Origin of the sequence: Patulibacter sp. (assembly GCF_030655195.1) — a bacterium.
Classification (GTDB): Bacteria; Actinomycetota; Thermoleophilia; order Solirubrobacterales; family Solirubrobacteraceae; genus Patulibacter.
Genome location: NZ_JAURWA010000095.1, coordinates 15,865 through 27,981 on the forward strand (window position 1 = coordinate 15,865; position 12,117 = coordinate 27,981).

Here is a 12,117-nt window from a genome sequence, read left to right on the forward strand (position 1 = left end):
TCCCCTACTTCTTCGTCGTCTTGGAGGGCGTCTTCGCGGCGGGCTTCCGCGCCGTCGTGCGCTTCTTCTTCCGCGTGGCGCGCTTCTTCTTGGCGGACGGCCGCTTGATGCCGGCGCGCTCCAGCCCGTCGGCGGGCACCTCCGGGACCGGCGGCGACGCCGGGTAGGGCTCGAAGTGCAGCGGCGAGTTGTGGTTGATCGGGAACTCCGTGGGCATCTTCCCCATGGCGCGCCCGTAGGCGCAGGCCACCGCGGCCATCGTCGTGCCGACCGCGGCCTCGCCGGCGCCGCCGGCGACATCGGTGGTCTGCGGCATGACGATGATCTCGACCACCGGCGGCGTGTTCCACTGCCGCGTGTAGGCCGAGTTGTCCCAGCTGGCCTCGACGAAGTTCTCGTTCTTGAGGTGGTGGCTGTAGGTCAGCGCCTGCGCGATGCCGTCCATGGCCCCGCCCATCACCTGGGCCTTCAGGCCGAGCGGGTTGATCGGGATGCCCACGTCGATGGCGAAGACGAGCTTCGTCACCCGCGGGCCCGTGACGGCCTGGCGGATCTTGCGGTTGACCGTCGCAGGGGTGCAGTCGATCTCGACCAGGCACGCGGTGCGGCCCTTGTACTCGTTGCGCATGGCGATGCCCTGCGCGGTGCCCGGCGCCATCGCCCGGCCCCAGTTGCCGGCCTTCTTGACCGCGTTGAGCACGTCCTTCATCCGCTGGTCCTTGGCGAACGCCAGGCGGAACTCCATCGGGTCGCGGCCGAACTCCTTGGCGACCCGGTCGACCATGAGCTCGGTCGCGGTGGCCACGTCCGGGCTGTAGACGTTGCGGACGCTCGACGTGTTGAACGTGTTGAACGCGTCGATCTCGTTCAACAGCTGCGTGACGACGCCGAAGTTGTAGGGCACGTTGGCCGTCGTGTAGAAGACGGTCTGGGAGAACTGCGCGAAGTTCTGCAGCGGCAGGCGCGTCTCCGCGGCGGTCAGGTAGTCGCCGAGGCCCTGGGTGAAGTCCGTCGGGACGGCCGTGTGGCGCTGGTCGTACTGCAGGACCGCCCCACCGCCGGTGGTGATCCGCACCTTCGACGTCGTCAGCGGGTGGTGGCGGCCGTGGCGCGCGTCGTCGGCCCGGTGCCACATGAGCTTCACGGGCTTGCCGATGGACCGCGAGATGACCGCGGCCTCGAACGCGCCGTCGCAGAACAGCCGGCGCCCGAACGAGCCGCCACCGTCCATGACGTTGACCTTGACGGACTCGATGTTGAGCTTCAGGAGCTCGGCGATCTTGCCCTGCGCCCACTGCGGCGACTTCAGCGGCGCCCAGATCTCGGCCTTGTCCTTGCGGACGTCCGCGACCGCGCAGTTGGTCTCCAGCGCCGAGCCGGAGCGGAAGTTGAACGTGAAGGTCTCCTCGATGACCTTGCCCAGCGCGGGCGTCATCGGCAGCTCGGCCTTGGCGAGGTCCGCCTTGATCGACTGCTCGGTCCGGCCGGCGATCGAGCCCTTGCTCCACGTGACCTTGAGCGCGCGGATCGCGTCGATGCACTGCCCGAACGTCCTCGCGACGACCGCGACGCCGCCCTGGACGTCGTCGCTGTGCGGCACGAGCAGCACGTGCGTGACGCCCGGCATCTTCAGGACCGCGGCCTTGTTCTGGATCGCCTTCGCGCTCGCGTTGAGCGTCGGCGGGCGGCAGATCATCGTCGGGTCCGCGCCCGCCGGAGCGAGGTCCATCGTGAACGTCTTGCGGCCCATCACGATGTCGAGCGCGTCGACGCGCTTCTGCTCGGTGCCGATGAGCTTCTGGTCCGCCGCCTTCTTCAGCTTCGGCTGGAACTCGATCATCCGCTTGACGGCGGCCTTCTCCGTCAGCGCACCGAAACCCATGCTCCCTCCGTGGCTCGCGGTGAACACGCCGTCCTTCAGCGTCAGGTCGCGCGCGGGGACGCCGAGCTCACGGGCGGCGGTGCGCATGAGCTGGGTCCGGGCGACGGCCGCGGCGCGGCGGACGGGCTCGTACAGGGTGAAGACGCTGCTGGAGCCGGCCGTCAGCTGGTTGAACAGCAGCTTCGGCTCCGCCGGCATCAGGGTCACCTTGACCCTGCTCATCGGCAGGTCCATCTCGTCCGCGATGATCATCGTGAACGCCGTGGTGATGCCCTGGCCGTTCTCGGAACGGGGCAGCTGGAAGTTCGCGTTGCCCTGCTTGTCGATCGTGATCGCCAGCAGGCCGTAGGTCGGCGCAGCGGCGGCGTTGAGCACGTCCGAGAGGTCGAAGAGGTCCGCGATGTTCGGAGCGGGGATGCCCTCTGCGGCGGCCTTCTCGGCGGGCATGAAGCGCGCGGCGGCGACGAGCGTCGGGGCGGCGAGCAGGTAGCCGACCATCCGTCGGCGGGAGATCTGCTTCCCGTCGGGGGCGTGCTCGTCGGACGACGTCGTCGCGTCCTGCGGGGCCTCGTCGGGGGCACCGGCGTCGTGCCGGGGCTCGCCGTCCTGGGGACGGTCGGAGTGCTTCATGGAGGGTGCTCCTTCGTGAGGGACCGGTCGCGGCCGGGTCGGAGCGGCACCTGGGGGATGCCGATGCTGACCTCGAGCCTGACACGGTGTCGAACGCGCGGACGGCGGTCCCGCCTTTTGGTGGGACCGTGCCCAGGCACCGCCCGGGTAGGGGTCGCGCCTGCGGCCGGCCGTCCGCCATCGTGCTCCGGCACGACGCCTCACGGACCTCGCCCAATGGACCCGCACGGGCTCGCGGACGTAGTCCTTTCGGCCACTGTCCCGGGCCCGCGGCCGGGTCTATCGTGTGCAGAGTGCTTCGCCAGGCAACCACCGGGCGCGGGTCGTGGTCGCCCGACGCGCCGGATGCGTCGTCCGAGGCCCCCGGGCCCGAGCCGGGCGCCCCGTGGGTCCAGACGCCCGCCGGTCCCGCGCCGGCGTCCGGCCCGACCGTCCGGTCGCTGACCGGGCTGGTCGTCGACGACCACGCCATCGCCCGTCGCGGCCTCCTCTCGCTCGTGGCGGAGACGTTCCCCGAGGCGGCGCCGTGGCTCGCCGCGTCGACGGGCCCGGAGGCGCTGGAGCTCGCGCGGGTCCACCAGCCCGACATGGTGCTCATGGACGTGCGCACGGCGGACCTGCCCAGCGGCCCCGCGCTCGTCGCCCGGCTGCTCGCCGTCGCCCCCTCGGCACAGGTCGTCGTCACCGTCGGCGGCACCCCCGGCGACGACGTCAAGCGCTGCCTGGAGACGGGTGCGGCCGGGGCGATCTGGAAGGGTTCGCCGGAGGCCGAGATCGCGCTCGTCCTGCGCCAGATCGAGAGCGGCGGTCGCATCATCGACGTGCAGATCGCCGCGGCGCTGCAGGAGCGCGAGGAGCACCACCGCCGCTCGCCCGTGGCCCTGACCGACCGCGAGCGCACGGTCCTGGAGCTCCTCGCCGAGGGGTGCTCCAACCGCGAGATCGGCGAACGGCTCGTCCTCTCCCCCGCCACGATCAAGGACCACGTCCGGCACCTGCTGCGCAAGCTCGACGCGACCTCCCGGCTGCAGGCCCTCGTCAACGCGGCCGACGCCGGGATGCTGCAGCTCGGCGCCGACCGGTCGCGGTAAGCCGTGCCCGTCCGCGTCGGATGACCGCGCCGGGCGCGCGCAGTAGTCATGTCGGTCCGCGTCGGATGACCGCGCCGGGCGCGCGCCGTAGCCATGTCGGCCCGCGTCGCATGACTGCCCCGGGCGCCGTAGCCATGTCCGTCCGAGTCGCATGACCGTGCCGGGCGCCGGTCGCGGGGTGCGACGTGTCGCGGTCGTGCTCGCCGCCGGGGAGGGACGGCGCTTCGGCGGCGCCAAGCAGCTGGCCCCGTTCCGCGGTCGACCGCTCCTGCGCCACGCGATCGACGCGGTCGCGTCCCGGACCGACGTCGACGAGACGGTGGTGGTCCTCGGCGCCCACGCCGACAGGGTCGCCGCCGGGGTCGAGCTCGACGACGTCACCGTCGTCCGGTGCGAGCGCTGGGACCGGGGCCCGTCCGCGAGCCTCGCCGCCGGCCTGGCCGCGGCGCTCCGGTCGGGCGCCGACGAGGTCCTGCTGACCCTGGGCGACCAGCCGCTGCTGCGGGCCGCGACGGTCGACCGCGTCCTGGCGACGCCCGGCGACGTGGTCCGGGCGACCCACGGGTCGCGACCCGGGCACCCCGTCGTGCTGCGCGGTGCAGCGATCGCGGAGGTCGCGGCGCTCAACGACCAGGAGCGCAGGGCGTACCTCGCGCGCGCCGCCCGCCCGGTCGACGTCGCGGACGTCGACGCCGGGGCAGACGTGGACCGGCCGGGGGATCTGGACGCACTGGGGCCGTAGGGGCGGGGCGCACTGGAGCCGTAGGGCGGGCGGCGCTGGCGGAGCCCGTCACGGGCACCGATCCGCAGCTCGGTGAGGAGACCCGACCCAGACCCGGATCGACGTTCCCGACCGACCTCGATCCAGGTCTCGATCCACGGGCCGCACCGAGACCCGGATTCGTGCGCTCGCTCGGGTGCCGAAGACGACCCCGCTGCGGTCGCGCTGATCGGCGTGCGCCAGCGGCTCTCCGGGAGCCGTACGCCGGCCTGGGGTCGGATCGCTCCGGACCGCCGGCACACGACGACGTCCCGGGAGCACACGGCCGGAACCGCCCCCGGACCCCGTACGCGCCTGCATGACCGGGCTCCCCCGAGCGCTTGGACATCGGGACACCCGACCCCGTCCATGCGTCCAACACCGCTGGGACAAGACGCCCCTCCGAACCTCTCCCAGGAGGCCAACGGCGTGGGTCCGGACCCGACCTAGCCTCCCCGGTGTCGTCGACGCGGCGCTCCGGCGGCCACCGGAGCACAGGACCACCCGTCGCCCCTCCCGGGGCGATCAGGACCCCCTCGCACCCTTCCCGAGACCCACGCCATGCGACTCACCGAGTTCCGACAGACCGACACCGCGCCACAGCGCGCCGGTGCACCCGCTCCGGCCGACGAGCATCCCGTCACCGGCCCCGACACCTCCTCCGACCGCGGTCGCTGGATCGACGACTGGGACCCGGACGACCGGGAGTTCTGGGAGAACGGCGGCAGGCGGATCGCCAAGAAGAACCTGGCGTTCTCCGTCTTCGCCGAGCACATCGGCTTCTGCCTCTGGGTCGTCTGGGGCGTCATCGCGATCAACCTGGCCAACGTCGGGATCGCTCTCAGCCTGTCCGAGCTGTTCTGGCTGACCGCGCTGCCGAACCTCGTCGGCTCGTTCCTGCGGATCCCCTACACGTTCGCGGTGCCGCGCTTCGGCGGCCGAGCGTGGACGGTCGTCTCCGCCTCGCTGCTCTTCATCCCGGCCCTGCTCCTGGCGATCGTCGTCCCCAGCGGCTGGCTCGCGGACCAGAGCCACGACACGCAGCTCTGGGTCCTGATGGCGTGCGCGGCGACGGCCGGCTTCGGCGGAGGCAACTTCTCCTCCTCGATGGCCAACATCTCCTACTTCTACCCCGAGCGCCACAAGGGCGCGGCGCTCGGCCTGAACGCCGCCGGCGGCAACCTCGGCGTCGCCGTCGCCCAGCTCGTGGTGCCGCTCGTGATCATCGTCGGCGTCCCCGCCGCGGCCGTGAAGACGATGCCCCACGAGGTCCACCTGGCCTACGCCGGCCTGATCTGGATCCCGTTCATCGTCGTCGCGTCGCTCGGCGCGTACCTCTACATGGACTCGCTGACGCAGGCGAAGGCCGACAAGGCGTCCTACGTGAAGGCCGCCAGGCAGCCGCACGCCTGGATCATGTCGGTCCTCTACATCGGCACCTTCGGCTCGTTCATCGGCTACTCCTTCGCGCTGCCGCTCGTCATCAAGAACACGTTCCCGGAGTTCCTGGCAAACCACACCTTCATCGCCACCTACCTCGCCGGCCTCGGCTTCGTCGGCGCGCTGATCGGCTCGATCGCCCGCCCGATCGGCGGCTGGACCGCCGACCGCATGGGCGGCGCCCGCGTCACGCTCGCCTGCTTCGTCGGCATGGCGCTGTTCACGATCGTCGCGATCGTCGGCGTGAACGAGCGCTCCTTCGGGCTCTTCTTCGGCGCCTTCTGCGTGATCTTCTTCCTCGCCGGCGCCGGCAACGGGTCGACCTACCGGATGATCCCCGCGATCTTCTCCGCGCTCGGCCGCCAGCAGGGCGACGACGACGCGACGAGGCTCGACTTCAAGCGCCAGGCCGCCGCGGTCATCGGCATCGCCGGGGCGATCGGCGCACTGGGCGGGTTCCTCATCCAGCTCGCGTTCCGCCAGGCCAGCCTCGGCGTCACCGCCGCGGTGAAGGCCGCGGAGACCCCGGCGGACAAGGTCCGGGTCGCCGCGGAGAACGCCGACTGGTCCGTCGGCGCCCTCTACGTGTTCCTCGGCGCCTACGTCGTCATGGCCGTCGTGACCTGGGCCGTCTACATGCGGAGGTCCACCGCCATCGGTCCGGTCCCGAGCGTCGCCGACGCGGCCGTCTGACCCCGCCCACCTCGAGAGCGAGATCCCCATGACGACCACCGACACCACCCACGCCCACGTCCTCGTGATCGGCGGCGGCATCGCCGGGCAGGCGGTCTGCGAGGCCGTCCGCGAGCGCAGCGACGACCTGTCGATCGCGATGGTCTGCGAGGAGGACCGGCTGCCGTTCGACCGGGTCTCGCTGTCGCACCTGCTCGTCGACGGCAAGGACGCCGCCGAGCTGCAGCTGCGGCCGGAGGAGTGGTACGCCGACCACCGCGTCGACGTGCTCGTCGGCGACCCCGTCCTGACGCTGGACCCCGACGCCGGCGTGGCCCGGCTCGTCTCGGGCGCCGAGTTGACCTTCGGCCGGGTCGTCCTCTGCACGGGCTCCGTGCCGCTCATGCCGCCGCTGCCGGGGATCGACCTGCCGGGCGTCATCCCGTTCCGCGGCCCGGAGGACTGTCAGGCCATCCGCGACGCCGCGGCGGCCGGGACCGAGGTCGCCGTCATCGGCGGCGGCCTGCTCGGCCTCGAGGCCGCCTACGGCGTCGCGTCGCAGGGCGCGAAGGCCACGGTCGTCCACCTCATGGACCGCCTGATGGAGCGTCAGCTCGACGACCCCGCCGCCGCGCTGCTCGAGCCGGCGCTGGAGGACCTCGGCGTCACCGTGATGCTCGAGAAGCAGACGCAGGAGCTGCTCGGCGACGAGCGCGGCGTGACCGGCCTGCGGTTCGCCGACGGCTCCGCACTCGACGCCGGCCTCGTCGTCGTGTCCATCGGCATCCGGGCGCGGACGGACCTCGCCTCCGCCGCGGGCCTCACCTGCGGCAGGGGCATCGTCGTCGACGACCGGCTCATGACCTCGCACCCCCGCGCCCTCGCGGTCGGCGAGTGCGCCGAGCACCGCGGCATGGTCTACGGGATCGTCGCCCCGATCTGGGAGCAGGCCGAGGTCGCCGCCCAGACCATCCTGCGCCTCGACGCGGCCGGCGACACGATGGACGTCGAGGACGGCGAGATCGTCGAGCGGGCCAGCCTGGCCGTGTACGAGGGGTCGATCCTCTCGGCGAAGCTCAAGGTCATGGGCGTCGACCTCGTGTCGATCGGCAACCCGATCGGTGCGCCGTCCGTCACGAACCGCGTCCCCGACCCCGACGCCGGCCAGGAGGTGCACCCGACCTCGGTCGCCACGAGCGACCCGGGGGCCGGGATCTACCGCAAGCTCGTCGTGAAGGACGGGGTGCTGCACGGCGCGATCCTCATGGGCGACACCCGCGGCCACGAACTGCTGCTCGACGGCGTCAAGACGGGGCTGCACGTCGAGGACCCGCTGACCCTGCTGGCCGAGGCCTCGCAGGCCTCCCCCGCAGACCTGCCCGACACCGCCCAGGTCTGCAACTGCAACGGCGTCTGCAAGGGCGACATCGTCAAGGCGATCGTCGAGAACGACCTCGGCTCGACGCAGGAGGTCGTCTCGACCACCCGCGCCGGTGCGGGCTGCGGCTCCTGCAAGCCGGTCGTGTCCGAGATCCTCAAGGTGGTCCGCGGCGGCAAGGTCGACGAGGCCACCTACCTCTGCCCGTGCCGCAAGCAGACGCGCGACGACCTGGCCGAGATCACCCGCGCGGAGGGCTGCGAGTCCGTCTCCGAGCTCTCCGCCGCCTGCGGGGCCGGCCGCGACTGCGGCTCCTGCAAGCCCGGGCTGTCCTACCTCGTCAGCGAGGTCAACCAGAACCAGCACCGCGAGGAGCGCCACGCCCGCTTCATCAACGACCGCGTCCACGGCAACATCCAGAACGACGGCACGTTCTCCGTCGTCCCGCGCATGCGCGGCGGCGTCACGACCCCGTCGGAGCTGCGCCGCATCGCCGACGTCGCCGAGAGGTTCGAGGTGCCGTTGGTCAAGGTCACCGGCGGCCAGCGGATCGACCTTCTCGGCATCAAGAAGGAGGACCTGCCCGCCGTCTGGGAGGCGCTCGACATGCCCTCCGGCCACGCGTACGCCAAATCGGTCCGCACGGTCAAGACGTGCGTCGGCACCGGCTTCTGCCGCTTCGGTCTCGGCGACTCGCTGAACGCCGGCATCGAGCTCGAGCAGATGATCGAGGGCCTCTACACCCCCCACAAGGTCAAGCTCGCCGTCTCCGGCTGCCCCCGCAACTGCGCGGAGTCGCTGATCAAGGACATCGGCATCGTCGCGATCGAGGGCGGTTGGGAGATCTACATCGGGGGCGGCGCGGCGGGCACGATCAAGAAGGGCGAGCTGCTGGCCACGATCGAGGGCAAGGACGAGACGCTCAAGGTCGCCTGCACGTTCCTCCAGTACTACCGCGAGAACGCGGAGTACCTCGAGCGCACGATGCCGTTCGTCGAGCGCGTCGGCCTGGTGACGATCCGGACCGCGGTGCTGGACCCCGAGCTCGGCGACCCGGTCGGGCTGCACGAGCGCTTCCGGATCGCCAAGGCGGCCAGCGACCCGGACCCGTGGCGCGAGCGCCGCGCCAACGCGACGCCGAAGCAGTTCGAGGAGCTCGACTCCGAGGCCACGCCGATCGGTCCGCCCGAGGGTGCCGAGGTGACCGCGTCGGCGCCCGGCGGCGGCGGGGGCGGAGCGGCGCGGCCGCTGGTGGTCCATCGCGTCGAGGGCGGGCGCGCGAACGGCGGAGTGGGCGGGGCCGAGATCGATGCGAAGGTCCCGACCCGCCAGGAGGCCACCGATGCTTGAGACCGGCGTCACGGGGGCGGCCCTCACCACGACCGAGGTCGCCTCCGCGACCACCCCGGGCACGGACGGGCCGACCACGGCCGCGGTCGCCGACGCGTCCTCGGTCCTCGCCGCGGGCTTCACCGACGTCGGCGCCGCGTCCGACGTGCCGCTGCTCGAGGGCCGCAGCGCGACCGTCGACGGCCGCCGCGTGGCGGTGTTCCGCCTGCCGACCGGGTTCGCCGCCACCGACGCCGCGTGCCCGCACAGGGGCGGGCCGCTGTCGGACGGCCTCGTCGCCGACGGCTGCGTCACCTGCCCGCTGCACAACCGGCGGCTGGACCTGACGACCGGTGAGGTGCAGGGCGACGACACGGTCGTGCCGATCCACGAGGTGCTCGTCCGGGACGACCGGCTGTGGGTGCGGATCGCTCCCGACGCGGGGCCCGCGCCGCCCCCCGCGCCCCGCGTCACCGCCGGCGACGCCGCGCGCCTCTGGGACCCGACCGCGTCCGGGGCGACGTCCCGGGCGGCCGAGAGCGCCCCGAGCCTGGCCGACGGTCCCGGCGGTCGCCCGGCCGACGACGCGGCGGCCGCAGGCGCGCCGGGCCTCCGCCCGGGAACCGGCACGGCGGCCACGTGAGCGGCGAGCGCACCGTCCGGACGGCCTGCCCCTACTGCGGGGTCGGCTGCGGCCTCAAGGCCACGGTCGCCGGCGGACGCCTGCTGCGCGTCGAGGGCGACGAGGAGCACCCCGTCAACCGCGGCCGCACCTGCGCCAAGCCGATCCACCTGCCGTCGGCCGTCCACGCCCGGGACCGCGCGACGGTCCCGCAGCGCCGCGACGTGCCCGACGGCCCGTGGCGCGACGTCTCGTGGGACGAGGGGATCGGCTGGGCGGCGGAGCGGCTGCGGTCGATCATCGCCGAGCACGGGCCGGAGTCCGTGGCGTTCTACGTCTCGGGCCAGCTGATGACGGAGGACTACTACGTCGTCAACAAGCTCGCCAAGGGCTTCATCGGCACGAACTCCGTCGACTCCAACTCGCGGCTCTGCATGAGCTCGGCGGTCGCCGGCTACAAGGCGACGTTCGGCTCCGACGGCCCACTGCCCAGCTACGACGACCTGGACGAGAGCGACTGCATCCTGCTGCTGGGGTCCAACACCGCGGCGTGCCATCCGATCGTGTGGTCCCGGATCAAGGCCGCGCGGGAGCGGGAGGGGCGGCCGTGCCAGGTCATCGTCGTCGATCCCCGGCGGACGGCCACGGCCGCCGAGGCCGACCTGCACCTGCCCGTCCGTCCCGGGGGCGACGTCCCCCTGCTGCTGGGGATGCTGCACGTCATCGTCCGCGACGGCCTCACGGACGAGCGGTACCTGGAGGACCACACCGAGGGCTGGGACGAGCTGCGCGCCCAGGTCGACGAGTGGCCCCCGGAGCGCGCCGCCGACGTCTCGGGCGTCGACGCGGCCCTGATCGAGGACGCCGCGCACCGCTTCGCCACCGCCGGCGCGGCGATGACCTGCTGGACGATGGGCGCCAACCAGTCGACGGCGGGAACGGACAAGAACCGGGCGCTGCACGCGCTCTGCCTCGTCACCGGCCAGCTAGGCCGGCCCGGCGCCGGGCCGCTGTCCCTGACCGGGCAGCCCAACGCGATGGGCGGCCGCGAGGTCGGCGGCCTCGCCGGCCTGCTGCCCGGCTACCGCAACGCCGCGTCCGCCGAGGACCGCGAGACCGTCAACACCTTCTGGCGCCTGCCACCGACCGCCGCCGGCGTCTCGGAGCGTCCCGGGCTCGTCGCGACCGACCTCGTCGACGCGCTGCACGACGGGACGGTGAAGGCGGTGTGGATCATGGCCACCAATCCCGCGGTCTCCCTGCCCGACAGCGCGAAGGTCCACGAGGCGCTGCGTCGCGCGGAGCTCGTCGTGGTCCAGGACGCCTACCACCCGACGGAGACCACGGCCTTCGCCGACCTCGTCCTGCCGGCCGCCGCGTGGCCCGAGAAGGCCGGCACCACCACGAGCTCCGAGCGCCGCGTCACGCTCATGCGCAAGGCGATCGATCCGCCGGGCGAGGCGCTGCCGGACTGGCGGATCCTCGCCCGCCTGGCCGCCGCGCTGGGCTGGGAAGAGCAGTTCGCCTGGCCCGACGCCGCCGCCGTCCACGCCGAGTTCGTCGCCCTGACCGCCGGCCGCGTCTGCGACCAGACCGGCCTGTCCCACGGCCGCCTGGGCCGCGACGGCAGCGTCCGCTGGCCGTTCACGGCCGCCGACGCAGAGCGCGCCGACCGCCTCCGTCGCCGCGCCGCCCTGACCGACGACCTGTCGCCGGAGGTGCTCCGCGCCGACGCCGAGGCCCCCGACCGCGCGCACCACAGCCCCCGGCTCCACGCCGACCACGTGTTCCCGACGTCCTCGGGGCGCGCGCGGCTGGGCGCGCTTTCCGTCGATGGCGTCGCCGAGACGCCCGACGACGAGCACCCGCTGATCCTCACCACCGGTCGCGTCGGCGGCCAGTGGCACACGATGACCCGCACCGCGAAGGCCGCGGAGCTGCGGGCCGCCGACCCCGAGCCGTTCGTCGAGCTGCACCCGGACGACGCCGCGCGATCCGGGGTGACCGACGGCGAGCGCGTGCGCCTGGTCTCCCGCCGCGGCGAGGTCGTCGTGCGCGCCCGCGTCGACGGGGACATCCGTCCCGGCGTCGCGTTCGCACCGTTCCACTGGGGCCTGCTGCACGCGCGCCCCGGGGACGGCCAGCTCAACGCGCTGAGCCACGACGCCACGGACCCCGTCTCGCGCCAGCCGGAGCTCAAGGCGATGGCCGTGCGGGTGGAGGCGCTCGTCGCGGCGGTGCCCGGACCGCGGGAGCGCCGCTCGCCGGGCGGTGCCGTGGACCCGACCGGCGGGGCGGCGACCGGCGGCGCCG

The 12,117-nt window shown here is 73.2% G+C and carries 7 protein-coding genes; 6 read left to right on the top strand and 1 reads right to left on the bottom strand.

What is annotated here, in order from left to right:
• Positions 1 to 4: 4 nt before the first annotated feature.
• Positions 5 to 2,512, bottom strand: a complete 2,508-nt coding sequence (locus Q7T67_RS10010; RefSeq protein WP_304788623.1) for a molybdopterin cofactor-binding domain-containing protein — start codon at positions 2,510 to 2,512, stop codon at positions 5 to 7.
• A 293-nt stretch (positions 2,513 to 2,805) separates the two neighbouring features.
• On the opposite strand from Q7T67_RS10010, the gene Q7T67_RS10015 reads away from it, so the two are divergent.
• The 6 genes from Q7T67_RS10015 to Q7T67_RS10040 all read left to right on the top strand — a co-directional run.
• Entirely contained in the window at positions 2,806 to 3,603 is a 798-nt protein-coding gene (locus tag Q7T67_RS10015; RefSeq protein ID WP_304788625.1) for a response regulator transcription factor, read from the top strand.
• Between the two features lie 151 nt (positions 3,604 to 3,754).
• Positions 3,755 to 4,345, top strand: a complete 591-nt coding sequence (locus Q7T67_RS10020) for a nucleotidyltransferase family protein (RefSeq protein ID WP_304788627.1) — start codon at positions 3,755 to 3,757, stop codon at positions 4,343 to 4,345.
• Positions 4,346 to 4,924: 579 nt separating this feature from the next.
• Positions 4,925 to 6,496 carry an MFS transporter gene (locus Q7T67_RS10025; protein ID WP_304788629.1) on the top strand — a complete coding sequence of 524 codons (1,572 nt, stop codon included), beginning with the start codon at positions 4,925 to 4,927 and terminating at the stop codon, positions 6,494 to 6,496.
• 28 nt (positions 6,497 to 6,524) lie between these two features.
• Entirely contained in the window at positions 6,525 to 9,203 is a 2,679-nt protein-coding gene (gene nirB / locus Q7T67_RS10030) for a nitrite reductase large subunit NirB (RefSeq protein WP_304788631.1), read from the top strand.
• Positions 9,196 to 9,825 carry a Rieske 2Fe-2S domain-containing protein gene (locus Q7T67_RS10035; RefSeq protein WP_304788633.1) on the top strand — a complete coding sequence of 210 codons (630 nt, stop codon included), beginning with the start codon at positions 9,196 to 9,198 and terminating at the stop codon, positions 9,823 to 9,825. Before nirB ends, Q7T67_RS10035 begins: the two co-directional genes overlap by 8 nt.
• Positions 9,822 to 12,117, top strand: a 2,296-nt coding sequence (locus Q7T67_RS10040; protein ID WP_304788635.1) for a molybdopterin oxidoreductase family protein, incomplete at its 3' end; no start/stop codon positions are given. The genes Q7T67_RS10035 and Q7T67_RS10040, both read left to right, overlap by 4 nt.